Source organism: Thermococcus atlanticus, assembly GCF_054657855.1.
In genome coordinates this window covers 2,130,852-2,154,164 of record NZ_BAAHXX010000001.1, presented here as the reverse complement: position 1 = coordinate 2,154,164, position 23,313 = coordinate 2,130,852, and the positions used below count along the sequence as shown (strand labels likewise).

The 23,313-nt window shown below is 50.1% G+C and carries 27 protein-coding genes, 2 tRNA genes and 1 pseudogene; 17 read left to right on the top strand and 13 right to left on the bottom strand.

Annotation, left to right across the window (positions count from 1 at the left end; all coding sequences use genetic code 11):
* Positions 1–118 precede the first annotated feature (118 nt).
* From ACYQ27_RS11755 to ACYQ27_RS11725, 7 genes are read left to right on the top strand one after another with little or no spacing between them, the layout of a single operon-like run.
* Positions 119–307: a hypothetical protein gene (locus ACYQ27_RS11755; RefSeq protein ID WP_460041686.1), complete on the top strand. Its 189-nt coding sequence runs from the start codon at positions 119–121 to the stop codon at positions 305–307.
* A complete protein-coding gene (locus ACYQ27_RS11750; RefSeq protein WP_456396396.1) occupies positions 297–539 on the top strand; it encodes a biotin/lipoyl-containing protein in 243 nt (80 codons plus the stop codon). Before ACYQ27_RS11755 ends, ACYQ27_RS11750 begins: the two co-directional genes overlap by 11 nt.
* 2 nt (positions 540–541) lie before the next feature.
* Entirely contained in the window at positions 542–1,708 is a 1,167-nt protein-coding gene (locus tag ACYQ27_RS11745) for a DctP family TRAP transporter solute-binding subunit (protein ID WP_460041685.1), read from the top strand.
* Positions 1,709–1,753: 45 nt separating this feature from the next.
* Positions 1,754–2,212: a TRAP transporter small permease gene (locus tag ACYQ27_RS11740; RefSeq protein ID WP_460041684.1), complete on the top strand. Its 459-nt coding sequence runs from the start codon at positions 1,754–1,756 to the stop codon at positions 2,210–2,212.
* Positions 2,205–3,494 (top strand): TRAP transporter large permease, encoded by a 1,290-nt coding sequence (locus tag ACYQ27_RS11735; protein WP_456396390.1) that lies wholly within the window; start codon positions 2,205–2,207, stop codon positions 3,492–3,494. Before ACYQ27_RS11740 ends, ACYQ27_RS11735 begins: the two co-directional genes overlap by 8 nt.
* Before the next feature lie 12 nt (positions 3,495–3,506).
* A complete protein-coding gene (locus ACYQ27_RS11730) occupies positions 3,507–4,502 on the top strand; it encodes a thiamine pyrophosphate-dependent dehydrogenase E1 component subunit alpha (protein WP_460041683.1) in 996 nt (331 codons plus the stop codon).
* A 10-nt stretch (positions 4,503–4,512) separates the two neighbouring features.
* Positions 4,513–5,487, top strand: a complete 975-nt coding sequence (locus ACYQ27_RS11725) for an alpha-ketoacid dehydrogenase subunit beta (RefSeq protein WP_460041682.1) — start codon at positions 4,513–4,515, stop codon at positions 5,485–5,487.
* Between the two features lie 17 nt (positions 5,488–5,504).
* Here the strand turns inward: ACYQ27_RS11725 and ACYQ27_RS11720 are convergent, their stop codons facing one another.
* Both ACYQ27_RS11720 and ACYQ27_RS11715 read right to left on the bottom strand, forming a co-directional pair.
* Positions 5,505–6,437, bottom strand: a complete 933-nt coding sequence (locus ACYQ27_RS11720) for a dipeptidase (protein ID WP_460041681.1) — start codon at positions 6,435–6,437, stop codon at positions 5,505–5,507.
* Positions 6,438–6,492: 55 nt separating this feature from the next.
* Positions 6,493–7,569, bottom strand: coding sequence for a hypothetical protein (locus ACYQ27_RS11715; protein WP_460041680.1), 1,077 nt, complete (start codon positions 7,567–7,569; stop codon positions 6,493–6,495).
* Between the two features lie 66 nt (positions 7,570–7,635).
* On the opposite strand from ACYQ27_RS11715, the gene ACYQ27_RS11710 reads away from it, so the two are divergent.
* The 3 genes from ACYQ27_RS11710 (at position 7,636) to lplA (ending at position 9,447) form a co-directional block, all read left to right on the top strand.
* Complete coding sequence (locus ACYQ27_RS11710) at positions 7,636–8,211, top strand: DUF531 domain-containing protein (protein ID WP_456396380.1); 576 nt, start codon at positions 7,636–7,638, stop codon at positions 8,209–8,211.
* On the top strand, positions 8,163–8,636 hold the full coding sequence (locus tag ACYQ27_RS11705; protein WP_456396378.1) for a signal peptidase I: 474 nt from the start codon (positions 8,163–8,165) through the stop codon (positions 8,634–8,636). The genes ACYQ27_RS11710 and ACYQ27_RS11705 overlap by 49 nt, the downstream gene beginning before the upstream one ends.
* Positions 8,637–8,697: 61 nt before the next feature.
* Entirely contained in the window at positions 8,698–9,447 is a 750-nt protein-coding gene (gene lplA / locus ACYQ27_RS11700; RefSeq protein WP_460041679.1) for a lipoate-protein ligase large subunit, read from the top strand.
* Here the strand turns inward: lplA and taw3 are convergent.
* Positions 9,414–10,067 (bottom strand): tRNA(Phe) 7-((3-amino-3-carboxypropyl)-4-demethylwyosine(37)-N(4))-methyltransferase Taw3, encoded by a 654-nt coding sequence (gene taw3, locus ACYQ27_RS11695; RefSeq protein WP_460041678.1) that lies wholly within the window; start codon positions 10,065–10,067, stop codon positions 9,414–9,416. The two genes, lplA and taw3, sit on opposite strands and share 34 nt — an antisense overlap.
* 114 nt (positions 10,068–10,181) lie before the next feature.
* Between taw3 and ACYQ27_RS11690 the strand changes: the two genes are divergently transcribed.
* Positions 10,182–10,258, top strand: a tRNA-His gene (locus tag ACYQ27_RS11690).
* 469 nt (positions 10,259–10,727) lie between these two features.
* Here the strand turns inward: ACYQ27_RS11690 and ACYQ27_RS11685 are convergent.
* Entirely contained in the window at positions 10,728–10,979 is a 252-nt protein-coding gene (locus ACYQ27_RS11685; protein ID WP_460041677.1) for a hypothetical protein, read from the bottom strand.
* Positions 10,976–11,932 (bottom strand): endonuclease NucS domain-containing protein, encoded by a 957-nt coding sequence (locus ACYQ27_RS11680; RefSeq protein ID WP_460041676.1) that lies wholly within the window; start codon positions 11,930–11,932, stop codon positions 10,976–10,978. The genes ACYQ27_RS11685 and ACYQ27_RS11680 overlap by 4 nt, the downstream gene beginning before the upstream one ends.
* 106 nt (positions 11,933–12,038) lie before the next feature.
* Here ACYQ27_RS11680 and cobO point away from each other — a divergent pair, with 106 nt between their 5' ends.
* Complete coding sequence (gene cobO / locus ACYQ27_RS11675) at positions 12,039–12,566, top strand: cob(I)yrinic acid a,c-diamide adenosyltransferase (RefSeq protein WP_456396404.1); 528 nt, start codon at positions 12,039–12,041, stop codon at positions 12,564–12,566.
* A 198-nt stretch (positions 12,567–12,764) separates the two neighbouring features.
* Positions 12,765–13,025, top strand: a complete 261-nt coding sequence (locus tag ACYQ27_RS11670) for a stationary phase-response protein (protein WP_456396346.1) — start codon at positions 12,765–12,767, stop codon at positions 13,023–13,025.
* A gap of 48 nt (positions 13,026–13,073) precedes the next feature.
* On the opposite strand, the gene ACYQ27_RS11665 is transcribed toward ACYQ27_RS11670, so the two are convergent.
* Entirely contained in the window at positions 13,074–13,631 is a 558-nt protein-coding gene (locus ACYQ27_RS11665; protein ID WP_460041675.1) for an aldolase, read from the bottom strand.
* Positions 13,628–14,209: a hypothetical protein gene (locus tag ACYQ27_RS11660; RefSeq protein WP_460041674.1), complete on the bottom strand. Its 582-nt coding sequence runs from the start codon at positions 14,207–14,209 to the stop codon at positions 13,628–13,630. Before ACYQ27_RS11660 ends, ACYQ27_RS11665 begins: the two co-directional genes overlap by 4 nt.
* A 64-nt stretch (positions 14,210–14,273) precedes the next feature.
* Between ACYQ27_RS11660 and ACYQ27_RS11655 the strand changes: the two genes are divergently transcribed.
* Both ACYQ27_RS11655 and ACYQ27_RS11650 read left to right on the top strand, forming a co-directional pair.
* Positions 14,274–14,351: transfer RNA gene (locus ACYQ27_RS11655), tRNA-Tyr, on the top strand.
* A gap of 86 nt (positions 14,352–14,437) precedes the next feature.
* A complete protein-coding gene (locus tag ACYQ27_RS11650; protein ID WP_456396332.1) occupies positions 14,438–14,587 on the top strand; it encodes a hypothetical protein in 150 nt (49 codons plus the stop codon).
* Here the strand turns inward: ACYQ27_RS11650 and ACYQ27_RS11645 are convergent.
* Both ACYQ27_RS11645 and ACYQ27_RS11640 read right to left on the bottom strand, forming a co-directional pair.
* The gene (locus ACYQ27_RS11645) at positions 14,578–15,447 is read right to left on the bottom strand and encodes a DMT family transporter (protein WP_460041673.1); all 870 of its coding nucleotides are present in this window, start codon (positions 15,445–15,447) and stop codon (positions 14,578–14,580) included. The two genes, ACYQ27_RS11650 and ACYQ27_RS11645, sit on opposite strands and share 10 nt — an antisense overlap.
* Before the next feature lie 89 nt (positions 15,448–15,536).
* Positions 15,537–16,691, bottom strand: a complete 1,155-nt coding sequence (locus tag ACYQ27_RS11640) for an ATP-binding protein (protein ID WP_460041878.1) — start codon at positions 16,689–16,691, stop codon at positions 15,537–15,539.
* Between the two features lie 263 nt (positions 16,692–16,954).
* Here ACYQ27_RS11640 and ACYQ27_RS11635 point away from each other — a divergent pair, with 263 nt between their 5' ends.
* On the top strand, positions 16,955–17,710 hold the full coding sequence (locus tag ACYQ27_RS11635) for an MBL fold metallo-hydrolase (RefSeq protein ID WP_460041672.1): 756 nt from the start codon (positions 16,955–16,957) through the stop codon (positions 17,708–17,710).
* Between the two features lie 75 nt (positions 17,711–17,785).
* On the opposite strand, the gene ACYQ27_RS11630 is transcribed toward ACYQ27_RS11635, so the two are convergent.
* The gene (locus ACYQ27_RS11630; RefSeq protein ID WP_456452268.1) at positions 17,786–19,135 is read right to left on the bottom strand and encodes a cyclic 2,3-diphosphoglycerate synthase; all 1,350 of its coding nucleotides are present in this window, start codon (positions 19,133–19,135) and stop codon (positions 17,786–17,788) included.
* 228 nt (positions 19,136–19,363) lie between these two features.
* Between ACYQ27_RS11630 and ACYQ27_RS11625 the strand changes: the two genes are divergently transcribed.
* Positions 19,364–19,819 (top strand): alanyl-tRNA editing protein, encoded by a 456-nt coding sequence (locus ACYQ27_RS11625; protein ID WP_456452274.1) that lies wholly within the window; start codon positions 19,364–19,366, stop codon positions 19,817–19,819.
* Here ACYQ27_RS11625 and ACYQ27_RS11620 read toward each other — a convergent pair.
* The 3 genes and pseudogenes from ACYQ27_RS11620 to ACYQ27_RS11605 all read right to left on the bottom strand — a co-directional run.
* A pseudogene (locus ACYQ27_RS11620) lies at positions 19,800–20,870 on the bottom strand (ATP-binding protein); the annotation flags it as partial. The gene ACYQ27_RS11625 and the pseudogene ACYQ27_RS11620 sit on opposite strands and share 20 nt — an antisense overlap.
* A 135-nt stretch (positions 20,871–21,005) precedes the next feature.
* On the bottom strand, positions 21,006–22,160 hold the full coding sequence (gene thrC / locus ACYQ27_RS11610) for a threonine synthase (protein ID WP_456452266.1): 1,155 nt from the start codon (positions 22,158–22,160) through the stop codon (positions 21,006–21,008).
* Complete coding sequence (locus ACYQ27_RS11605; RefSeq protein ID WP_460041671.1) at positions 22,153–23,247, bottom strand: hypothetical protein; 1,095 nt, start codon at positions 23,245–23,247, stop codon at positions 22,153–22,155. The genes thrC and ACYQ27_RS11605 overlap by 8 nt, the downstream gene beginning before the upstream one ends.
* Positions 23,248–23,313: the final 66 nt, after the last annotated feature.

Genomic DNA, 23,313 nt, shown 5'->3' with positions numbered 1-23,313 from the left:
AGAGTGGGACATCCAGTGTATTTGTGGACGTTGTATTCTAAATTGGGACATGGATGTATTATGATGCCCATGAAGTCATTAAGGTACGTTGAAGTACTTATATGGTTAGGTGCTTATCATGCTGATTGAGCATTTAAAGATATATGTAACATTGTGGGATAAGTTCAACTATATGATTTGCATATATGAAATTTTTTGGCTTAAAGACTTTATAAATATCCTGTTTAACATGTTTCACCAAAACCTAATAAAAATCCTGAGAAATAACTTTAATGAAAATAGGTGGGGGTATGGGTATGCAGGTTGAGGTTGTAATGCCCAAGTTTGGATTGACAATGGAATCAGGTGTTATAATTGAGTGGAAGAAGCATGAGGGAGATCCTGTTAGAAAGGGTGAAGTAATCGCTGAGGTGGAAAGTGAAAAAATCGCTGGGGAAGTTGAAGCTCCTGCTGATGGTGTGCTCTCCAAAATACTCCATGAAGAGGGGGATGTTGTTCCTGTTGGAGAGCCAATAGCCATAATTGAAACGGAGGAGTGAATATGAGACGGGCAGTTTGGGGAATATTTCTGGTGGGGATTTTAGTTTTTGGTGTGTTTGCTGCAGGTTGTATAAGTGGTGGAGGAACCTCAACATCTACGACATCGACCTCCAAGAGTTCAACCCAGACATCGGGCAAGGTCTATAAAATGAGCGTTGTCGTTGGCCCAAATTCCCCATGGGGGCAGGCTGCACAGATGTGGGCAGATGAGATCGAGAAGAGGACAAATGGAAAGGTGAAGATAAAGATATACTTCTCGGGACAGCTGTTTGCAGGAAAGCAAACAAATGAATTCCTTCTTTTAAGTCAGGGTGTTGCGGATTTTGCAGTTGGTTCAACCATAAACTGGGCACCTCAGGTTCCGGAGCTTAATCTGTTTATACTGCCATTCTTTTTCCCGGAGGGCAAGAATAAGGGAGACATATACAAGGCAGTTGATGCTGTTGAAAACGGGAATGCAGGAAAGAAGATATTCAGTATTCTTGAAAAGAAAGGTGTAGTTGGACTGGCATGGGGTGAGAATGGATTCAGGCAGATAACTAACTGGAAGCATCCAATAAAAACACCGGATGATCTTAAGGATCTGAAGATTAGGGTCGTTGGTTCTCCAATATTCATAGATACATTCAAAGCTCTCGGCGCTGACCCGACAATGATGAACTGGGGTGACGCGATAACAGCTTTCCAGCAGAAGGTTGTTGATGGCCAAGAGAATCCGATTAATATAGTCATTATCCCCTATAAAATCTATGAATTCCACAAATACATAACCCTCTGGGACTATGCAATTGATCCGCTGATATTTGCGGTGAATAAGAAAACATGGGAATCCTTTGATCCGCAGACCCAGAAGATCATAAAGGAGGCTGCTATAAAAGCCGCAAAGTGGGAGAAGGCAATGGCAAGGGTTGGCCTTGATGATGGCACCTCACTCAAGATTCTAAAGGACGAATATAACTACACCCCCAAGATACAGGATCCCATAAGATTCCTTGAGGACAAGGGTATGGAGGTAACATTTCTGACACCGGATGAGAGGGCCGAGTTTAAAGCTAGGGTAGGGGGCGTCTACAAGACCTGGGTTCCGAAAATTGGCAGGGATCTCGTTAATGCAGCGGTCTCGGATATTGAAAATGCCCTTGGGATAAAAGTTGAGATTCCTTCATGACGCTTTTTATTTATTTTTTGTTAATGCGAATGGAGGGTGTTAAAATTGAGTGAGAGTATAGAACCGGAGGGATATGCGGCCGCAATCCTCCTGCTGATTATGATAATAGTGGCATTTGTGAATGTTGTTACCAGATATCTTTTTTACATGTCCCTTGCGTTCACCGAGGAGATAGAGGTTGCGTTCTTTGTGTGGATGACATTCCTTGGAATAGCTCTTGCCTTCAAAAGAGGTTCTCACCTTGCCATGGTATTTCTCAGGGACAGACTTCCTGTCAAGAAACACTTGGTGCTCCTTGGACAGGTGCTCAGCATGATACTTTTTGTTGTCGTCATGTACCTCACTGCCAAGTATGTCTACCTTGATATGACAATCTATCACTCAACAACAATGTCTCTCGGGATACCAATGTGGATATACACCATAGGAATGCCCATCATATCCGTTGTTATCATTCTAAGAATACTACAAGTCACTAAAAGGGAGGTCGTCAAAAATGTTTGATCCTGCATTGAGCGTTCTTCTCATCTTTGGCCTCCTCCTCCTTTTGGGAGTTCCTATAGGGACATCCCTTGGGATAGCGTCTATATTTGCGATATGGCATTATCATTATGGCATTGAAATCGTGGGTCCTAATGTATATTCCGCGATAGCCAAGTTTCCCTTGCTGGCCATACCCTTCTTTGTAACGGCAGGAATAACGATGCAGGAATCAGGGATAGCAGAGAAGATAATAAACTTTGCAAAGCTCCTCATAGGGGATATATACGGTGGTCTGGCCATTGTGGGTGTTGTTGTTGCCACGTTCTGGGGAGCGGTTTCAGGTTCAGGTCCAGCAACAACAGCAGCACTTGGTGTCATCCTGATTCCAGCATTGATTTCAAGCGGCTATTCCAAGGGATTTTCTGCTGGGGTAATCTCAACAGCCTCAGGCCTTGCGATTATAATACCCCCAAGTATAGCATTTATAATCTATGGGGTTATTACGAGCGTTTCAATAGGAGCGCTTTTTATAGGGGGAATACTACCCGGACTGCTTATAAGCTTCCTTCTGGTCATGACCACGTACCGGGTTTCAAAAAAGAACAACTGGAGGGGTGGTATAAAGGAAAGAACAGCGGGGGATATATTCAGGGCGTTTAAGGACTCATTACTTGGCCTCATGGCACCCCTTATAATCCTCGGGGGTATATATGGAGGGGTATTCACGCCAACAGAGGCTGCAGTTGTTGCGGTTGTGTATTCTTGGTTTATAGGAGCTGTGGTGTATAGAACCATAACTTTCAGGAAGTTCATAAAGATACTGAGGGATTCGGCCGAGACGTCATCTGTTGTAATGTTCGTGGTAACCTTTGCGACACTGTTTTCTTGGGTTGAACAGACTGCGGGTCTCATAGATAAGGCTGTGACCGCAATTACCGGCTTTTCGACTAATCCACTTGTCGTGCTGTTGCTGATAAATATAATGCTCCTTATTGCCGGAATGTTTCTCGATGCCATTTCCATTTATTATGTGTTTCTACCCATCTTCATGCCGATAATGTTGCACTTCCACTGGGATCCGCTGTGGTTCGGCGTCATGATGACCATAAATCTCGCTATAGGACAGGTAACACCCCCTGTTGCTGTCAATGCTTATGTGGCAGCAAACATAGCCAAAGTTTCCCTCGAGGATATAGCAAGGGAGACATTACCACTTATAATAGCAGCAATAATAGGTCTTATAATAGTCATGATGTTTCCACAGATTGTGTTGTGGCTGCCAAAGCATTCTCACCTTTACTGAGGAGGTGTTGGAATGAGATTTGGATGGGAGGGTATTCCCAAGGAAACCCTGGTCTGGATGTATGAGACCATGGTTAAGATTAGAAAGTTTGATTTAGCGGCGGAACAGCATTTCCTGAGGGGGGAAATTCCCGGTTTTATACATGCATACATCGGGGAAGAGGCGATAGCCACAGGAGTCATGGCCAATCTCAGAGAAGATGACTATATAACCAGCACTCACAGGGGACACGGGCACATGATTGCTAAGGGTGCTGATGTAAAGCGCATGATGGCGGAGCTTTATGGGAAAAAAACCGGATACTGCAGGGGAAAAGGAGGGTCGATGCATATAGCAGACATTTCACGGGGGGTGCTGGGTGCTAACGGTGAGGTTGCGGGAGGTATTCCAATAGCAGTTGGTGCAGGACTGGCAGTAAAATTCAGGAAAAGTGAGCAGGTGGTAGTGTCTTTCTTTGGCGATGGTGCTACAAACAGAGGGGCATTCCATGAGGGCCTTAACTTTGCAGCCGTTTATAACCTTCCGGTGATATTTGTGGTGGAGTTCAATGAATATGCCTCCACAGCACCGGCGAGAGAGATGATACCTGTCAAGAATGTTGCAGTCAGGGCCGCAGGATACGGGATTCCGGGGATAACCATAGACGGCAATAATGTCTTGGAAGTGTATGAAACCGCACGGATGGCCATCGAACGGGCACGGTGTGGTGGCGGTCCTTTCCTGATTGAGGCAAAGACTTATCGGCTTAAGGGACATTTTGTCGGAGATCCTGAACTTTACAGGGACAAGAGAGAGGTTCAGGAATTCTGGAAGAAGGAACCAATAGGCAGATATGAAGCATTTCTCCTTAAGAATGGGATACTAACAAAGGAGGATATTGAGGAGATAAACGAGCGGGTTGATAAGATGATTGAGGAAGCCGTTAGATTTGCAAGGGAAAGCCCATATCCGGAGCCGGAAGATGCTCTTAGAGATCTCTTCGTTGATGATACCGGGTATGATTACTGAGGTGATCCATATGGGTGAAAGGATAATAACATTTTCCCAGGCTCTCTGTGAGGGAGTGCTTGAAGAAATGCTCAGGGATGAAAGGGTAATAACCTACGGTGAGGATATAGCAAAGCAGGGTGGAATATTTGGTGCATACAAATGTTTGCTTGGGAAGGTTGGTGACAGAATCTTTGATACCCCCATCTCGGAGGAAGTGATCTACGGCTCGGCTCTGGGTGCTGCGATGGCAGGTATGATTCCTGTTGTTGAATTCCATTTTGCCGACTTTCTTTTCACAGGAATAACTGCGATAACGAATCAGATAATGAAGATGAGGTATATGACGGGTGGTCAGGTTAGTCTGCCGATAGTTCTCAGGGGCCCAGATGGTGTTGCAAAATCTGCGGCAGCCCAGCATTCCCAGAGCATAGAGACGATATTCATGCACGTTCCTGGCATAAAGGTTGTTGTTCCCTCCACACCCTATGATGCAAAGGGACTTATAAAATCCTCGATACGAGACCCCGATCCGGTAATATTCTTTGAACATAAAGCACTCTACAAGATCAGGGGGCCTGTTCCTGAGGAAGAATATCTTATACCCCTCGGAAAAGCACACATAAAACGTGAAGGAGCTGATGTTACAGTCATAGCTACCTCGCGGATGGTACATGAAGCTGTGAAGGCCGCGGAGCAGCTTTCCAAGGAGGGCATAGAGGTCGAGGTCGTTGACCTGAGAACGCTGGTTCCGTGGGATAGGGACACCGTTATTAAATCGGTTAAAAAGACCGGAAGAGCCGTTGTGGCACATGAGACCTGGAGACGGGCAGGATGGGGTGCAGAGATAGCATCAACAATCTACGAAGAGCTCTTTGACAGGCTTGAAGCACCAATACAGAGGGTGGGGGCCAGAAATGTCCCCCATCCTTTTAGCCCACCTCTCGAACAGTTCATGATACCTAAGGTAGAGGATATCGTAGATGCTGTGAAACGCACTCTCTAATTTCTATTCCCATTTTATCATATAATCTTCCTGAACACCCGCTCGAAGTTTCTGAATGTTATCGCCTCAACCTCCTTCTTTGAAAACCTCTCCCCGAGGAGCTCCAGCAGGGCCGGGATTTTTTCTTCATTCTCAAAGCCCCGGATGCTCTTTCCGCTCCATCCTTCGAGGTAATAGACGAAGTCGAAGCCGAGGCCGACGTGCCTGTGGCCCGCCAGCTCCACCATGTACTCGATGTGCTCAACGTATTTCTCAAGGGTGGGTTCATTCTTATGGACGAAGCTCGGAATCGCGACCGCTCCAACGACGCCGTCCCTCTCCGCTATGGCTTTAATCTGCTCGTCGCTCAGGTTTCTGGGGTTGCTGCACAGTCTTTTCGCGTTGGAGTGCGAGGCTATGACAGGGAAGGATGTCGTCTCCATGGCGTCCCAGAAGCCGGCTTCGTTTATGTGGCTCAGGTCTATTACTATGCCCAGCTCCTCAGCCTTTCCGAGGACTTCAATTCCGAAGTTTGTCAGGCCTCCCTTCGTCCTCTCGAAGACGCCGTCGCCTATGGCGTTTCTCAGGCTCCATGTTAATGTTAGAACCCGGAGGCCGAGTCTGTAAAAAACCTCAAGGAGGTCTGTGCTGTCTTCGATGGGCTCCCCTCCTTCAAGGCCGAGCCAGAGGGCGACTCTCCCGCTTCCGATGGCCTTCCTCATTTCCTCAACGCTTGTTACGAGCTCAAAGTTTTCGCCCTCTGCTATGTCCTTCTTCAGGGAATTCACAACCTCAAGGCCGTATCTGAGGGCCTGATTCCTCCTATCTTCCCTCGTCCATATCGCCATGACCCTGGCCGTTACCGTGTTCCCGAAGAAGCGCTCAAAATTTTCCTCAAGAACCCTGCGTTTTCCTTTTTTCCTCTCGTCGTAGACGAAGGTGGGTAAATCCGAATGGGCATCAAAAATCATAGCACCACCGGGGGAGAATAGGGAAAGAGGGTATATAACCTTCATGCCTCTTCCATCATGCCTCTTCCATGGTGGCTATCTCATCCATGATTCTTTGCCTGAGCTCCTCATCGGGTATCTCCCCGGCAACCCTGTGCGCCGCATTGAACCTTCCTCCTCTTGCCAGTGCAACAGCCAGCGCTCCGAGCGCCTCGCTTCTTTCCCTGACATCCTCTATCATTCCGGCAAATGCAAGGGCCTTTTCAAGGCTTCCAAGTTCTGTGAGCAGCTTTGCTATGTAGTGGATGTGGGCTTCCGAGAGCCGCACGTTGCCTCCCTCGCCGAGGGCCTTTTCAATGACCTCGTGATATTCCTTGCCTTCCATCTTCTTAATCCAGAGCGCTACCTCCAGCAGCCCTATGACCCTTGAGGGGCCGGAGTACATCATTGAGGCCATGCTCACTGCCCTGAGGTCATTCCCTTCAAAGAGTGCGCGCCGGATTTCTGGGGAGCCTGCATGAACCAGCATCGAGGCGAGTTTTGCTTTCTTCTCAAGCAGTATAGCCTTCTGCCCCACGTGGAGCTTCTCAAATATGTCGTATGCCCTCCTGTAGAAGGGGAGTGCCTCCTTTGAATTCAGACGGTCGCCCGCTTTTTCAAGAAGCTCTGCGATTTCGATGAGGTAGTCCACCTTCAGGGTGTATTCTGCCTCTGCCCTGACTATGCCGTCAAATGCAATCTCAAATACATCGAGGGCGCTGGTTACGAAGCCGGCTATGGCGAGGTAATATGCGAGGTTTGCCAGTGCCCTGCTCCTCAGAATCGGGTTCCCTATTTCACCCGCCATATCAATGCCTTCCTCAAAGAGCTCAAGGGCTTCTGCCTCCCTTCCAACCGCCCCATATGTCGAGGCTATAAGGCCATGTGCGGCAACCGCATCCCCGGGGTTCCTTATCCTGCTGGCCAGATACCTTGCATCTTCGAGCAGGGTTTCTATCCACTCCTCATCGCCGTTTTCGTGATGGAGCGCGAGGGCTATTGAGGTCAGGACGCGCACTTTATCAAGGGGATCCTTTAACTCATGCACCTTTCCGAGTGCATCTTCATAGAGACCCCTTGCCACAAGAACTTCAATTTCCTTAAGCTCAGTCATGCCACCTATAAAATTCGTCCAAATCCTTATAAATATTCTTGGCATTCCTAAAACCGGTGCGGCTGAATGCTCACACTTGCACTGTACAACTCCTACGACCCCAAAAGGCTTCACGAGGCACACCTGAGGGCGATTGCGAGAGCCGCTCCCGTGTGCAGGGCATTCAACTTCCATCTTGCCCTGATAGGTTTTCCCATTGAAGGAAGTCCCCGGGAGGTTGCGGAGGGGATAGCGGGAGGCACCACAATCGGTGAGGGCGGCAGATACCTGCTGGAGCTTGCGGAGGGTGGCAGGCTTCATCTTCTGGATTTTCCAAGGAGGGGTTATCCTGCCCAGTTCGGGCATGTGGTCGCCACGACGAGAAAGCCCCTTGAGGAAAAGGAGATAAGTCCCGCGGAGGTTGCGCGGAGAGCCCTGAGAGGAGAGAGCTTTTTCCTCGTGGTGGGGCTCGGGAGGCACGGTCTTCCAAAGGAAACATTTAAGTTGGCGGAGTATCATCTGGATATAACCGATGGGAAAAGGATCAGCCTTGAGACATGCACCGCCATCGGGGTGATCCCGGCAAAAATCAGCACGTTAATGGAGGCGTTAAAATGGAGCTTGAGCTTGAAGGCTGGAAAGGAGATGTGGCGTGGATTCTGATAACGATAGTGGTTGTTCTGGCGCTTAATACAGGGCTCAAGCTGGCCCTTCACACAGACTCCCCGCTGGTCATAGTCGTGAGCGGCTCGATGGAGCCCGTCTTCTACAGGGGGGATGTCGTCCTTCTTGAGGGAGTTTCCCCGCAGAATATTAAGGTGGGGGATGTTGTTGTGTATAAGCGGCCCTACACCAGATATCCAATCATACACCGTGTCAGGGCCATAGAGAGGATTGAGATAAACGGCCAGCAGAGGCTGTGCTTTGTCATTCAGGGGGACAACAATCCTGTTCCGGATCCGGGGCTTGTGGGCTCCCCGTACCTCGACTGCATACCGGGCGACGTTATAGAGGCCAAGGCCCTGCTGGTGTTCCCCAAGATAGGCCTGATACCTCTGGAGATAAGGGAGAAGCTCGGACTGGGATGATGTCGCCGGCATCAACCGCTGGGCTTAAAAACTTCCCCTCCCTTTTAACATCGGTGGTGCTATGAGGTTTATTCCGCTGATATCCGCAGGGCCCGAGGTTCAGATGGCCATCGATGAGGCGATAATGCGGGCGAGGATTGAGGGCAAAGTCCCGGACACCGTTCGTTTATACGTTTTCAGGCCCAGCTCAATAACCATCGGAAGGTTTCAGAGCGTGAGGCATGATGTTAATCTTGAGAGGTGCAGGGAGCTTGGAATTCCCGTCGTCAGGAGGATAACCGGCGGCGGCTCGGTTTTCCACGATGAGTTCGGGGAGATAACCTATTCCGTAATTGCGGGTGAGGAACTTCATCCGGCTTTGAAGAACGTTGAGGAGAGCTACCGCCATCTTGCGGGGCCGCTGGTGGATGCACTCAGGGAGCTCGGCCTTGATGCTGGCTTCTCCGGGCTGAACGACATCGTCGCCAACGGCAAGAAGATCAGCGGCTCGGCCCAGACGAGAAGGAGGGGGGTAATCCTGCAGCACGGCACATTCATGTACTCCACCCGGCTTGATATCCTGGTCTCCGTCCTCAGGGCCAGCAGGGTAAAGCTGAAGGATAAGGGCGTGAGGAGCATATGGGCGAGGGTTACGACAGTTGAGAGGGAAGGAATCAGGCTGAGCAGGGATGAGGCTTATGGACTTCTGATGAGGAAGTTTTTCGAGGCATTTCCGCTTGAGGAGGGAAGGCTGACGGATTACGAGCTGGAGCTCGCGGAAAAGCTGATAGAGGAGCGCTACGGGAACCCGGAGTGGAACGAGATGCGCTGATCATCTGCCCTGAATTCCTCCTTTATTTCATGGAAAAGCTCATCCTCGCCCAGCTCCTCCCTGAGCTTCATGAAGTTCCTCTCAAGCCTTGGAAGCCTGCCCTTTGAGCGCTTCAGCATGCCGTTTCCTATCTCCACGGCGAAGCGGAGGTATTCATCGCTCACGAGGACATTCCCATTCTTTCCGAGCGGAACGGTGAGGTATTCGGTGGCGTTTATCTCGACGAGGTATCTCCTGCCTATCGCCTTGAACGTCGTGTATTTGAAGCCGCTTGCAAGGCCGAGCTCATGAAGCCTCTTTGCCCTCTCAAGGTCTTCCGCAACGACGTGGAAGATGGGTGGCTGGCTTTTGAGGAAGATAATGCCCCTGCTGGCTTTTTTCAGGCTCTCTTTTGCCTCCCAGAACTCAATCGGTCGGTGCACCTTTATCAGCCATCTCGCCAGAGGTTTGGCACCGGGAGCGGGTTCTTCGATGATTCCTATCCTTCCCGAGCAGGAGGATGTGGTGTAAATCCCTCTGATGGAGTTTATGAGCATGAGGAGGGCTGTTATGTCCCCGTCGACTTTTCTCTCCTTTACAGCTGTGAAGAGGCTTTTGAGGGCCTCTCGCTTGGCTTTCATTTTTTAAACCTCCGTTCCGGACTGATTTATTAGAATAAAAGGTCTCAACGCTCTCTCTTTCCGGATTCTGACGAAAACTTTATAAAGCTAACCCAAAAAGTTAAGCTGGACATGGCCGGGGTGGTGTAGCCTGGTTAGCACAGGGGACTGTGGATCCCCTAGCCCGGGTTCAAATCCCGGCCCCGGCCCCAGAAACGAAAGACAAGGGGGCTCCGCCCCCTTATCTCTCTGTACTCTCAAACCCCCGGTAGTGGGGCTTCGCCCCACGACCCCGCTCTTTCTCTAAAAACCTGGGAAACTACGTTTCCCCACCTTCCTTATTCCCTAATCCTCCGGGGGGCTAACGCCCCCACACCCCCAGAACTTTGCCTGCGCAAAGTTTCATCAAAGCTCGTGGCTCTTGAAGCTCGCTTCTAAAGTGTGATTGCTGTTAGATTTGGCCTCTGGAGTCTTGGAATCCATTAGAATCTGCCCTTCTACGAGAAGCTCACTTTTAAACCAACAGGGAGGAACTATTTCTAAATTGCAAAGCGAGAGGGATTCCAAGTCAAAAACGCCCTAACTAGAATAATCACACCCAAATAAGCTGCTTTCCAAGAGCCACTAACTTTTTGTGAAGCAAGATTGAGATTTTTTGAGATCTCTATGGAATCGGGTTTGTCATATTGCATTAGTGAGATAAAATCTTTTCCCTTGGTAAATCCGTGATTTAACTTCTATGCAGATCACTTCGTTGAATTGAGTCTCCAATACCCATTTATTGTTTTTAATAAAGTCCTCAAACGCTTCTTCTTCATTGGATCCTTCACCAAATCCAAGCACTTGGAGGTTTTCCACGTCGGGATACATCTCATCAGGAGACGAGTAAGTTACTCCCTCTGGCGTTATAAACATGAACAGTCTCTTTTTCATTCTATAACCTCCAATGCCAACATTTTTAGGAGTTCTTCATAGCTGTATTCCTCGGAGGGATCTATATCCTTAAAATAATATTTGACAGCTAATATTTTGGGATTATCGAGGATTGATTTTGAGAAGTCCTTGGCAATCAATATCCCTCCAACGGTCTCGTTACTGAATTCATTTATGTACCTCCTTAATTGATCCAAATCTTTACGTTGTGCTTTCCCGGTTTTGACTTCCACAGGCAGGTATTTGTTTGTTCCTTTAGGATGTCTCAGTTTGATAAATATATCAACGTATCCTTCTGGGAGAGCCTTTTCACCCAGCACTTCAAATTCTTCGGGAGCGTTATCAAGACCGAAAAATTCCAAAGCATCCTTGAGAATTGAATATTGAATTTTCCTCCTTACGAGAGATTGAAGTATAAGCTCTCTGAAATAGAACTTTTCAGGGATTTTTTGATTTTCTCTTCTGAAGACAATTTTAGGCTCAAACGTTTTGGCGTTTAACTCTAAATGCTTAGTTTTGCCATTAACTACGGTTCCCATTTCAGAAACGTTATAAAATGTTACTGTATCGGCTTGGAAATGTGTCTTCCTATATCCTCCTCTCAAGAGCAGATTCTCAGCTACGTAAGAAAATTCAGGTCTGACCATTGGTTCGTTAAATTCCCTTTCCTGTTTCAGGAACAGTCTGAATGGAAAATAATACGTTCTTTTTGATCTGAATGTTATTGGCGGCCAAGGGGGCAGACCCTCCGCGTTTTTGTAGGCAACTTTTCCAACAACCTTGTAGAGATTTCTGACTCGTGCTCCGTACAGAAAAGAGACATAGTCTCCAACATTTATGTCGAAAAATGTCCAGAGGCCGTTTATACTATTTGTGAACCCAGCGAGGCCATACTCTATGCAGAGTTCCAAATTCTCCCTGTTTGAGAGTGATATCAAAAAGTAATCCACCATCTGGTTTCACCATCTTGGGATTTGCACCGGCGAGAATTTAATCATTTCCCTATTCCATCCAACACCCTTTAAAACCCCTGGCAATTATATCCATCCGGTGAAGTTAATGTCCTGGAAGGAAAAGCTTGGCTTGGTCCACATCTACACAGGCAACGGGAAGGGAAAGACGACGGCAGCCTTTGGCTTAGCCGTCAGGATGCTCGGCTCCGGCGGAAAGGTCATAATCCTCCAGTTCATGAAGGCAGGGAACGTCTACGGCGAGCAGAAGAAGATAGCGGAGTGCGGTGCGGTCATAGAGTCCTTAGGTCTGCCGAAGTTCGTCCACGGGAAACCCGAACCGGACGACATAGAGGCCGCCAAAAAAGCCCTGAAGCGCGCTAAAGAGCTCGTCTCAAGCGGCGAATGGGATCTGGTAATCCTCGACGAGCTCTGCGTCGCCCTCGGCTTCGGAATGCTCGACATTGAGGAAGTTAAAGAACTCATCAGAAGCAAAGCCCCCCACACCGAACTCGTCCTGACCGGCCGCTACTGCCCCGAGGAGCTCTTTGAGCTGGCCGACTACGTGACGGAGATGAGGGAGGTGAAGCACCCATACATGAAAGGAGTTCTTGCCAGGAGAGGGGTTGAATTCTGAGGCGCTCACAGCTGTTTTCCCTTTAGGCATTTTTTTAACACCATCCGGGCACTCTCCTAACGGCACAAGGACGGAGGCTCCAAATTTACAGCAATTGGACACGGCATCTGAGCCCAACCGAAAAGCTTTTTAGACAGAAAAGTTTAAAATAACACGGGAGGATTTTAGTAACAATTCTTTAGTAAAGGAGGTGATAAAATGTTCAGCACGGAGGAGCGGATTGCCCAGATTGTTCAGGTTCTTAAGGAACAGGTCGTCCAGGACACGGTCGTTCCGAGGAACATAAGGCGTGCTGCCGAGCAGGCCATCGAGGCTCTTCTCGACAGGAGTAAGGAGCCCGCCGTGAGGGCTGCCGATGCGATCGTGATCCTTGAGGAAATAAGCGAGGATCCTAACATGCCTATGCACACCCGGACAATCATCTGGGAAGTTCTCGGCGCTTTGGAGCAGGTTCAGTGAGCTTTTCTTTTGGTTCATTTGTATATTTTAATGCGGGCATGCGTCCTGCTAGCTCCTGCTCAGATACCACAGCTTCGCGCTCTCCTCCACAAGCTCGGCCCTGTAGAAGGCTTCTCTCAGGCTTCTGCCGGCGGTAACTATCCCATGCTTTTCCATTATAACTGCGTCTGAATGGAGCATCGCTTCGGCCACGACATCGGCCAGCTCCTGCGTTCCGGCAGGTTTAAACGGAGCTATCGGGATTCTCCTGAGGTATATCTCGGCTTCCGGCGTTATTACGGGCAGCTCGCCCCTTAGGAGGGTCGAGATAGCTATCGAGTACGGCGGGTGGAGGTGTGCTATCGCCTTAACATCGGGTCTTTCCCTGTAAATGGCGAGATGAAGCCTGTATTCCGAGGAGGGCCTTATACCTGACAGCTGCTTCCCGTTCATGTCAATTACCGCCACCTGCTGCTCGCTTAAGTCGTCCATCACGGCCCCTGTAGCCTTTATGAAAATCCTGTTTCCAAATCTGATGCTCAGGTTCCCTCCGAATGCCGCGGTAAGGCCGCGCTCGTGGGCGAGCCGGGAGTATTTAACGAGCTGCGCTTTGATGATCCTGCTCATCCTCCCACCACCTCGACCCCATAACCGCAGTCCCGGCAGTATGCCCTCTCCCCCTTCCAGCTTAAGCTGCCGCCGCAGATCGGGCAGGTTCCGGTATCCCCCTCTTCCTCCCACCTTTCGTAGGTCTCTCTGTCTATGACAAGAAAGATGCCGCCACCATCCTCCTCAAAGTGCCCCAGCACGGGATTGCTTTTAAGTTCGAAGGTTCTGTCGTCGATTATAACCGGCTCAATCCCTATGTTTCCTTCAAACTCAAGCTCATTGGCGGGCAGAATCTCGACGATATATGCCTCAAGCTTCCTGTCGTGATATGCCATCACCTCAAGGGCATCGCTCAGCTCCCCCGTTGATGAGAGGATGTCTGTTATAAGGTGCTCCCTTCCGGAAAAGGTCAGGGCTATTATGAATCTCCCCCTGTGTATGGCCAGACCTCTGTCGAGGCATATCTCCTCAAGCCCGAACTTCCTGAGCTCCTCTATGACCTCCTCTCCATCAGGGAGTCGTTTACCAGCGGTTATGAGCTCTCCCAGCTTCCTTGCAAGGGGCATGGCGAGCATGACGGGTTCATACAGCTTCATGTTCCCACCAGAGATGGTTGGGAGAAAAATTTATAAACCTACCCTAAACATTAACTACCGAGGTCCCGCGGTAGCCTAGCCTGGGAGCGGCGGCGGACTGTAGATCCGCAGGTCCCCGGTTCAAATCCGGGCCGCGGGACCACCAGAACATGCTTTTTCTGAACCCAGCTGCGAAACCTTCTTATATCCGAAAGTTGAATTTATTAGGGTCGCTCCGGGGGTGGTGGTATGGCGGATGAGAAGAAGCTAACATTTGGAGACGGGTTCAAGTTTGGACTCGGCTTTTTCACGGCAGGGCTGGTGTTCTACATCGTCATAATGATTATAACGCTTCTGATCTTCGGCGGCATGATAGGCTCGATGATGCGTCACTGGTGATCTTTCCATCTTCCAGCAAATATTCCCCCCACAATCAGGAACAGCCCGAATATGGTTGATAACAGTATCCTCTCCCCAACGATGAAGTGTATCAGCACGAGGGACAGGAAGGGCGTAAGGTATATCAGATTTGCAACTTTTGCCGTTGTTTCGGCCGTTTCAAGGGCTTTAAGCCACACCAGAAATGTTATCCCCATCTCGAAGAGCCCCACATAGATCGCCCCGAAGAGAGCTGCTGCATCGGGGATTATTAAACGATGGATTGAGACTGCCAGTACCGCAGTATAAAGAAAGCCAAAGGCAAAGTTCCAGAACATCTTCACCGTGCTCTCCCTCTTATCCCTCAGGTTGAGTATCCAGTATGAGGCCCATATCACGGCACTCCCCAGCCCCAAAGCGGTCCCCAGCGGGTCTCTGAAGCTGAGCGATAGCGGATTGCCCCTTGTTGCCACAATCAGAACCCCCACAAAGCTTATCAGAATCCCTGAAATCTGCCCCGCTGTGATTCTCTGTTTCAGAAAGGGGATTGAGAGCAGAGCGAGCATTATGGGCCATGTGTAGTTGAGGGCCTGCGCCTCCTGTGCCGGGAGAAGGGAGTATGCTTTAAAGAGCACCATGTAGTAGAGGAACGGATTTATCGCTCCGAGGAAGGCCGAACTAAGGTTCTCCCTTTTCCACACGCTCCACAGTCTTCCCTCCATGAGGAGAACAACTGTGAAAACTGTAAGTGAGGTCAGCGAGGCGTAGAAGAGCAGCTGAATGTAGTCCAGACTACGGAGCGAGAGCTTGAATGCCGAGGCTACCGTCGACCAGAGCAAAACTGCCAGCATGGCATAGAGAACGGATTTGCCCGGGCGCATGCTTGAGGAAACGGCAACCAGCTTAAAAATCTTCAGCTCAGACAAAACAATCTGATGAAACCTCCTTGGAATCCCGGGGGAGGAAATATTCATTTCCCATGGAGTGTGAGGAGAAAGAACGGTATCTCGTCTTTCTCCAGCACCTTAACGTTTTTCGGGTATCTTCTATGGGCCTTCCCGGCTTTGACTTCTATTCTCATTTTGCCCGCTATCGCACCCACCTCGTAGCCGTTGCGGTAATAGTAAACCTCCCCGAACCTCCGGTATAAATGCTCCTGCACTATCCACTCATAGAGTGCATCCCCCCTCAGCTCCGCCCCGCTCCAGAGCGAGAAAAGCCTCGCAAGAAGGGGATCTCTGAAGAAAAACTTCTTTTCCCTTCTGTACAGCACCGGTTTTCCCTGCTTCAGGTGAGCGATGCCCAGGATATAGAGCCCGGTAAAAAACTCTATGTAGTCCTGAACAACTTTGTAGGAGTAGCCAGATGTCATCTGGGCCAGCGCTCGAAAGCTCGTGGCAGAGGGGGCGCTTCTGATGATTGCGGAGAACGTTTCCCTGGCTATCTCAAGGCTCTTCCCAAAGCGAACCAGCTCCCCGATGTATGCCCCGAGGAGATCATCCATAGGCAGGCCGTTTATTGATGCCGGAAAGCCCCCGGTCTTGAGGTATTCATCAAAGAGTTCAAGGGTTTTCTCCCTCCGGACTTCTGGATTTTTGAGACCCATTATATGGGCATATTCGGGAAACGAGAGCGGCATTATTTCAAGCGTCTTCCCATTTCCCTTTCTCCTGGGAAAGAGTTCGATGTCCCTTTTAACCTTAAGTGAGCTCGACCCTGTAATTGTGATAACATCGTTTTCCAGAACTCCTGCATCTATGAGGGGTTTTATCCCTCTCCACCAGCCCTCAAGCGAAGATGCCCCATCCAAGAAGATGTAGCCGTTTTTTATGTCCCCCTTCTCTTTCAGCCGCTCAAACTCTCTCAACAGATTTGAGAGCTCACGATAGTCGGGAAGTATCTCGACGTTTATGTAGAGCACGGAGTCGGGTTCCTTTTCCTTAAGGAGCTCATGGATGAGGAGCTTTATCCCCGTGGTTTTTCCCACCTGCCTTGGTCCGAGAACGAAGTTAAGGGAGAAGGGCTCAAGGGAAAGCTCTTTTATCCACTCCGGCATCCAGTGAATGCTCTGCTCCCTCCAGCGCTTCACGTGGTAGTCCTCCCTGCCCTCCCACCATGGGTTCATATAGGCGAGGTCGCGAGCTTCATTCAACCACCTGAGAATTGTTAGTTCTCAACGATTTATAAATGTTGAGAATTATGGATTCTCAGAGTTTATAAAGACAAAGACCCGAATCCTGATCAGGCGTCATGCTTGTGTGGTTAGTATAGTTAGTGAAGTAATTGTTGGGATACAACATCTCCGGAATATTTGGCAAAAAATATATAAAGGTTTGTCAAGACTACGCCCAACTCATAAAAATGATTTGGCCGGGAGGAAATAATGACATGGAGGTTATAATTCTCGGCTCCGGCACATACAGCGGCACCCCAAAGCCCCTCTGTGATTGTGAGAACTGTTCGAGGGCGAGGAAGTTTCCCTCATATAGGAGAACACGCTTTTCGGTCTACATCCCCAAAATCAAAGCCCTGATAGACCCTTCACCTGACCTGCACTACCACTTGGAACGTTTGAACGAAAAAATCGAGCACGTCTTTATTACCCATGCGCACTTTGACCACATAGGCGGTCTCCCCGAACTCCAGATTTTCAGGAATCTCAGACTCTACGGGCACGCCAAGACACTTGAGGTGGCGAAGGAAATGCAGCAGCGCTTTGTGGGGGAGAGCAGGTGGAAGTGGGAGTACCTTCCGCTGGGGTTCAACAGGTGGTATGACTTTGGCTTTAAGGTCTACCACTTTGAAGTTGCCCATCAGCCAATAGAAGCTGCCGGAGGTTTTATACTCGAAATTGACGGGAGAAAAATCGTTGTTACGGGCGACACCGGGCCCGAGATTCTCGACGATAAAAGGGTAGTGGAGGAGATGAAGAATGCCGACCTGCTGATTGCCGATATGACGCACAAACACTCAATCCCAAAGACGCATCTCGGAATTGAGGACGCAGTAAAGCTCGCTCAAAAAGTTAGGGCAAAGAAAACCGTCTTTGCCCATATAAGCCACGCCAGCCACCCGCAGGAAGTGCTTGAGGAGATGGTGAGGCCATACATTGTGGCGAGGGATTTCATGCACATGAGAGTTTAGCTGACCGGGGCCTTAACCGGTCACTGAGAACGAAAATCCGCTGAGAGGCTTTCAAAAAAACATGGGGAAGGAAGCTCATTCCTTCTTGAGCTTCTCGCACTTCTTGACCCAGTCGGCGAGGATGTCCCTGAGCTTCGGCTGGCCGATCTCCTCAAGCTCGTACTTAACGCGGACGGCCGGTTTGTTGAGCTTCATGAATCTGCGGAGGTCGACCGGGGTTCCTATGACCACGACATCAGCGTCTGCCCTGTTGATGGTCTCCTCAAGCTCCTCCATCTGCTTCTTGCCGTATCCCATTGCAGGGAGGATTCTGTCGAGGTGGCTGTATTTCTTGTAGGTGTCTATGATTGAGCCTACCGCATACGGTCTCGGGTCGATTATCTCCTTCGCTCCAAACTTCTTGGCCGCAACGTAGCCTGCCCCGTACTTCATTCCGCCGTGCGTTAAAGTCGGGCCATCCTCAACGACGAGAACGCGCTTGCCCTTGATGAGCTCCGGCTTGTCGAGGTAGAGCGGTGAGGCACCGTCAATGACGATGGCGTTCGGGTTGATCTTCTCAATGCTCTCCCTGACGGTCTGGATGTCGTCCCTGTTGGCGGTGTCTATCTTGTTGATGATTATGACATCTGCCGCTCTGAAGTTGGTCTCACCGGGGTGGTACTTGAGCTCGTGGCCCGGCCTGTGCGGGTCCGTGACGACTATCCAGAGATCCGGAACGTAGAACGGGAAGTCGTTGTTTCCGCCGTCCCAGAGGATTATGTCTGCCTCCTTCTCGGCCTCGCGGAGAATCTTCTCATAGTCAACGCCTGCATAGACAACCATGCCCCTCTCGATGTAAGGCTCGTATTCCTCCCTCTCCTCGATTGTGCACTCATACCTGTCCATGTCCTCATACGTGGCGAATCTCTGGACGATCTGCTTCCTCAAATCGCCGTAGGGCATCGGGTGCCTTATCGCAACCACCCTGTAGCCCATCTCCTGGAGGAGCTGGGCAACCTTTCTGCTGGTCTGGCTCTTTCCGCAGCCCGTTCTTACAGCCGTAACCGCCACAACGGGCTTGTTGCTCTTGAGCATGGTGCTCTTCGGACCGAGGAGCCAGAAGTCAGCCCCGGCAGAGTGAGCCCTGCTCGCGAGGTGCATGACGTGCTCATGTGCGACGTCGGAGTAGGCGAAGACAACGATGTCAATGTCGTGCTCTTTTATGATCTTCTCAAGGTCATCCTCGCTCCATATAGGAATTCCGTTCGGGTAAAGCTCGCCTGCAAGCTCGGGCGGATAAATCCTCCCCTCTATGTCCGGAATCTGCGTTGCCGTGAATGCTACGACCTCATAATCCGGGTTGTCCCTGAAGAATGTGTTGAAGTTGTGGAAGTCCCTTCCGGCAGCCCCAAGAATCACAACCCTTTTTCTCTTCTTTTCAGCCATTTAAATCACCTCAAAAGTTTTTGGTCGGGCACTGGTGTATCGTTTTTGGCATTTATAACGGTTTTTGTTTAATGGTGCAAAGCTCTGGCGGGAATTATTCGGTACAGGCATCAGAGAACTGAAAAACCTTCAAGCAAGGCTGGATAATCCCCGTTTGAATTTACCCGGGGGGTTGATAACCGCGGGCGCAACGGTTAATAAGTTCCTCGCAAATGTGATATGATGCCTATGCCATCGGTGGAGGTTAGGACTCATACGGCTCTGCACGTGGTTAAGGGTGCGGTTGTCAAGGTGTTGGGAGAAAAAGCAAAGTGGACTGCCTCAACGTACGTGGACGGAAACCACGGAAGGTTAACCGTCAAGTTCGACAGGAAGCCAACGCCGGAGGAGGTTGCCGAGATTGAAAGGCTTGCCAACGGGAAGATCAGGGAGAACGTCCCGGTTCGGGTTTACGAGCTTCCCAGAGATGATGCGGAGAGGCGCTTCGGCGAGGACATGTACGACCTCTTCCCGATTCCGCCGGAGATAAGAACCCTGAAGGTCGTCGTCATTGATTACTGGAACGTCAACGCGTGCAACAAAGCCCACACCGCAACGACGGGCGAGATAGGGGAGATAAAAATCGGGAAGGTTAGGTTCAGAAGGAGCAAGGGGCTTTTGGAGCTCAGCTTTGATGTCCTCTGAGCAGAAACTTCCAGAGCGGGAGAACTTCCACGGTGAGGCTTCCCTCGGTAATTGTAGTCTCATCCTCCAGCGTGACCACGGTGAGCTTTTTCACTCCGAGCTTTTTAGCGGTTTTAATGAGTCCCCCGACCTCTCTCCCGTAGTTGGTGGCATTCAGCTTATATGTTACCTGAATCAGCTCATTTATCAGGGGGCCTTCCCGCACCACGAAGTCGACCTCGTTCTTTCCGTCTGAATAGTACGAAACTTCGAGCGACGGATTCCAGTAGCTTTTTTCTCTCAGCAGCTCTATAAAAACAAGATTCTCCAGTTTTCTCCCTTCGGCGTGGCCTTTGAAGAACAAAGAGGTAAATGCTGTATCGACGAGATAGAGCTTCCGGGGTTTTACCATTCTTTCCCTTGTTGAGGGGGAGAAAATTGGAAGCTGGAAGATGAGGAAGGATTCCTCCATTGCCCTGAGGTAGTTCATGATTGTCTTCAGATTTGCATCGACGCCGAGGCCTTTCAGGGCCCTCTGGAGGGAGCGGTAAGTGAAGTAACCACCATAAAGGGATAGAATATGGTAGAACGCTTCTTGGAACTCTTTAATGTCTCTGAAAGAAAAGCGTTCAATCATGTCTCGATAGAACATTGTTTCGAGGATTGAAATTATCTTCTCCCTTGACTTGGTTATCCACACCTCAGGAAAGCCGCCCCACTTTATGTAGTCCTTCAGAATGGCCTGAAGTTTGCCCCTTTCTCTGAATGTCTTTCCGGTTTCTCCTGCAATTTCTCTGAATGAGAGGGGGAGAATTAGCCGTGAGATGTGCCGGCCCCTCAGGCGTGAGGGTATCTCGGAGGACATGAGGGTGGAGGACGAGCCCGAAACATATATGTCAAAATCACCAACATCATGGAGCCACCGAAGTTTGACGTCCCAGTTTTCCCACTCCTGAATCTCATCGAGGAAAAGGATTACCTTGCCCTCTGGAAACTCCCCCCTGATTTTTTCTGCAAGCTCCCGGGCGGTTAACCTCTTCAATTCCGGCTCGTCAAAGGGCAGGTATAGAACATTTTGATTGTTTTTAAGCGATTCTCAGATTAAATTCTGCCATCGCTCCGGGGACAATCAGAGGGTGATTTGAATGGCAGACTCAGGAATACTGCATCCCCGCCCTAAAGGGCGAGGCTTTCAAAAGGTAAAGTTTCATCCTCCCGTGGTTTTGAGGCAGTCTTCAAGCTCCTCAAGCCTGCACCCCCTCACCTTTCCCGGCCCGGTGGCTGGGAGGGCCTTCAAACCGGAACCCGTGAGGATTGAGACGACTTTTGCTCCCTCCTCAATTCTCCCCTCCCCCGCGAGCCGTTTTACCGCGGCTATTCCCGTAGCGCTCGCCGGCTGGACGAAAAGACCTTCACGGGCGAGCTCTTCCCGGGCCTTCAGTATTTCCCTGTCATTCACAGCGGCCGTGAACCCTCCTGTTTCCCTCAGGAGCTTCAGAACAGCGTTCCCGCTCGGGGGATAGGGATTTTCAATGGCATGCGCTACGGTATGCGGGTTCTTAAAGCGCTCCACTCTGCTTTTTCCTTCGATGAAAGCCCTGTGCACAGGGGAGCAGCCTTCCGCCTGAACCGCGATGAATGTCGGGAGCTCCCCGACAAGCCCGCTGTCCCTGAGCTCAAGAAAGCCCTTGATGATTCCTCGGATCAGCCCTCCAGAGCTCGTTGGAACAATAACGTAATCCGGGCTCATTTCCTCCGCTATCTCAAAGCTTATCGTTTTGTAGCCCTCTATCCTGAAGGGGTTGTCGGAGTTTATGAAATATATCCCCTCCTTTTCTCCAGCTTCGAGGCTTTTATAGTAGAGCTCCCCGTAGGGCCCCTCCACCTTTATTATTTCGGAGCCGTATGCAGCTATCTGGGTGATTTTTTCCGGGGCAATGCTTGATGAAACCAGGATATATGCCTTCAATCCGGCCCTCGCTGCATATGCGGCGACGCTAGCCGCCATGTTGCCGGTTGAGACGGTTCCGACCCTCCTGTAACCGAACTTCATGGCCGCCAGAATCCCGAGAAAAGTTCCTCTGTCTTTAAAGCTCCATGTGGGGTTGACCGTCTCGTTTTTGAGGTGGAGCCTTACACCAAGTTCTTTCCCAAGCCTGGACTTCACCAGCGGTGTATCACCCTCTCCGAGGCTCAGGTTCAAATCCGGCTCGACTGGAAGGAATTCCCGGAATCTCTCCCATACGCTCTTTCCTGTGTGAGTCCTCCCCCTGAAGGGCTCGAACTCAAGAGGCTCACCGCAGTCGCACCTCATCTTCCCGTGGTCTTCATATTCCCTCCCGCAGATCGGGCATCTAAGCATTTTCAATCCTCCTCACAGCTTTCAGGAAAACGTAATCACCCCTGAGGGATACGCTTATCTCAGCATACCTGTTATCCCTTGAAAGCCTCAGCAGGAGCTCATAAAACTTCCCGGCGGCGTTTTTATCCGAGAAGAGAACTTTCCAGAGGAGGAGCTCATGGGTGGAGTTTCTGGCAAGGATCAGCCTGTCCCCCCTCCATGCGGAGGAAATCTCCATGGCGGTTCTGTTGTCGTATCCATGGCTCCAGAAGAGCAGGTAAACATAAAACGCCCCCATCCTGTCCTCATGAATGAGGGTGAAGCCTTCCGGGAGTTTTAGGGTGATGTTTGCGGGTCTGAAGTCCTGAAGGTATAGCTCGGGCTCCATAATCTCAATAGCCGAGTCAGGAAGGTTCCTGTAGGCTCTGTTGACAAGGCCCCATCCTCCCCTCTCATACAGGTATCTGACGAAGGGGTCGCCGAAGACGTAGGGGAATATCCCCATATCTATCACGGGATCCCTCGTGTACAGGCTCCTTATCTTGTATATTGGAATCCCCCTTCTTTCGCAGAAGAGGTCTGCCACGAGGTCAGCATCCCCCTCGACCAGGGCCCTTATTGCGAGGGTCTGGTCAAGAGTCTGGCCATTGTAAGGTGCGTGGAACCACTGCCTCTGGAGTACATGGACGAGCTCATGGGAGATGGTTCTCTCCGCAACGGCGGGGCTTCCCAGAAAGTTCTCCCTTATGATGTATATTCTGTCCCCCATCGTTGCCGCTATCCAGCCTGCTGCCTGCTCCTCCTTGGTCTTTATCAGGCTGTAGTTCTCGGGTACCAGGAGGGTCATCTTGTAGATTGCCTCCTTCATCCTTATGGCATTCAGATCAGGATTTGATGCCTTCCACATCTGGACTGCCTGGGCCTTTGTTATCACGATGATCCGCGGCTCCTGTTTAAAGCTCAGGTTTCTGATGGCCTGGTCGGCTTTGATTATGCCCTGAACCTCTTTCAGAACGATGTCGCCCTGGGTAACCTGGGAAGGGCTGTAAAAATAGAGGAGCATGAGGAGAACCACAGCGAGTGCCAGGGACTTTTTAACGCCGCTCATGGAAAAATGTTGTGTAAAGAGTTATAAAGAAATTGTGGTTCACCCGTTAAATGTTAAATAAAAATT

What these genes read in the sequence shown, in the direction of transcription:
- ACYQ27_RS11755 (WP_460041686.1), top strand. Translation starts at nt 119, where the DNA reads ATGCTGATTGAGCATTTAAAGATATATGTAACATTGTGGGATAAGTTC.
- ACYQ27_RS11750 (WP_456396396.1), top strand. Translation starts at nt 297, where the DNA reads ATGCAGGTTGAGGTTGTAATGCCCAAGTTTGGATTGACAATGGAATCA.
- ACYQ27_RS11745 (WP_460041685.1), top strand. Translation starts at nt 542, where the DNA reads ATGAGACGGGCAGTTTGGGGAATATTTCTGGTGGGGATTTTAGTTTTT.
- ACYQ27_RS11735 (WP_456396390.1), top strand. Translation starts at nt 2,205, where the DNA reads ATGTTTGATCCTGCATTGAGCGTTCTTCTCATCTTTGGCCTCCTCCTC.
- ACYQ27_RS11730 (WP_460041683.1), top strand. Translation starts at nt 3,507, where the DNA reads ATGAGATTTGGATGGGAGGGTATTCCCAAGGAAACCCTGGTCTGGATG.
- ACYQ27_RS11725 (WP_460041682.1), top strand. Translation starts at nt 4,513, where the DNA reads ATGGGTGAAAGGATAATAACATTTTCCCAGGCTCTCTGTGAGGGAGTG.
- ACYQ27_RS11720 (WP_460041681.1), bottom strand. Translation starts at nt 6,437, where the DNA reads ATGATTTTTGATGCCCATTCGGATTTACCCACCTTCGTCTACGACGAG.
- ACYQ27_RS11715 (WP_460041680.1), bottom strand. Translation starts at nt 7,569, where the DNA reads ATGACTGAGCTTAAGGAAATTGAAGTTCTTGTGGCAAGGGGTCTCTAT.
- ACYQ27_RS11710 (WP_456396380.1), top strand. Translation starts at nt 7,636, where the DNA reads ATGCTCACACTTGCACTGTACAACTCCTACGACCCCAAAAGGCTTCAC.
- ACYQ27_RS11705 (WP_456396378.1), top strand. Translation starts at nt 8,163, where the DNA reads ATGGAGCTTGAGCTTGAAGGCTGGAAAGGAGATGTGGCGTGGATTCTG.
- lplA (WP_460041679.1), top strand. Translation starts at nt 8,698, where the DNA reads ATGAGGTTTATTCCGCTGATATCCGCAGGGCCCGAGGTTCAGATGGCC.
- taw3 (WP_460041678.1), bottom strand. Translation starts at nt 10,067, where the DNA reads ATGAAAGCCAAGCGAGAGGCCCTCAAAAGCCTCTTCACAGCTGTAAAG.
- ACYQ27_RS11685 (WP_460041677.1), bottom strand. Translation starts at nt 10,979, where the DNA reads ATGAAAAAGAGACTGTTCATGTTTATAACGCCAGAGGGAGTAACTTAC.
- ACYQ27_RS11680 (WP_460041676.1), bottom strand. Translation starts at nt 11,932, where the DNA reads ATGGTGGATTACTTTTTGATATCACTCTCAAACAGGGAGAATTTGGAA.
- cobO (WP_456396404.1), top strand. Translation starts at nt 12,039, where the DNA reads ATGTCCTGGAAGGAAAAGCTTGGCTTGGTCCACATCTACACAGGCAAC.
- ACYQ27_RS11670 (WP_456396346.1), top strand. Translation starts at nt 12,765, where the DNA reads ATGTTCAGCACGGAGGAGCGGATTGCCCAGATTGTTCAGGTTCTTAAG.
- ACYQ27_RS11665 (WP_460041675.1), bottom strand. Translation starts at nt 13,631, where the DNA reads ATGAGCAGGATCATCAAAGCGCAGCTCGTTAAATACTCCCGGCTCGCC.
- ACYQ27_RS11660 (WP_460041674.1), bottom strand. Translation starts at nt 14,209, where the DNA reads ATGAAGCTGTATGAACCCGTCATGCTCGCCATGCCCCTTGCAAGGAAG.
- ACYQ27_RS11650 (WP_456396332.1), top strand. Translation starts at nt 14,438, where the DNA reads ATGGCGGATGAGAAGAAGCTAACATTTGGAGACGGGTTCAAGTTTGGA.
- ACYQ27_RS11645 (WP_460041673.1), bottom strand. Translation starts at nt 15,447, where the DNA reads ATGCGCCCGGGCAAATCCGTTCTCTATGCCATGCTGGCAGTTTTGCTC.
- ACYQ27_RS11640 (WP_460041878.1), bottom strand. Translation starts at nt 16,691, where the DNA reads ATGAACCCATGGTGGGAGGGCAGGGAGGACTACCACGTGAAGCGCTGG.
- ACYQ27_RS11635 (WP_460041672.1), top strand. Translation starts at nt 16,955, where the DNA reads ATGGAGGTTATAATTCTCGGCTCCGGCACATACAGCGGCACCCCAAAG.
- ACYQ27_RS11630 (WP_456452268.1), bottom strand. Translation starts at nt 19,135, where the DNA reads ATGGCTGAAAAGAAGAGAAAAAGGGTTGTGATTCTTGGGGCTGCCGGA.
- ACYQ27_RS11625 (WP_456452274.1), top strand. Translation starts at nt 19,364, where the DNA reads ATGCCATCGGTGGAGGTTAGGACTCATACGGCTCTGCACGTGGTTAAG.
- thrC (WP_456452266.1), bottom strand. Translation starts at nt 22,160, where the DNA reads ATGCTTAGATGCCCGATCTGCGGGAGGGAATATGAAGACCACGGGAAG.
- ACYQ27_RS11605 (WP_460041671.1), bottom strand. Translation starts at nt 23,247, where the DNA reads ATGAGCGGCGTTAAAAAGTCCCTGGCACTCGCTGTGGTTCTCCTCATG.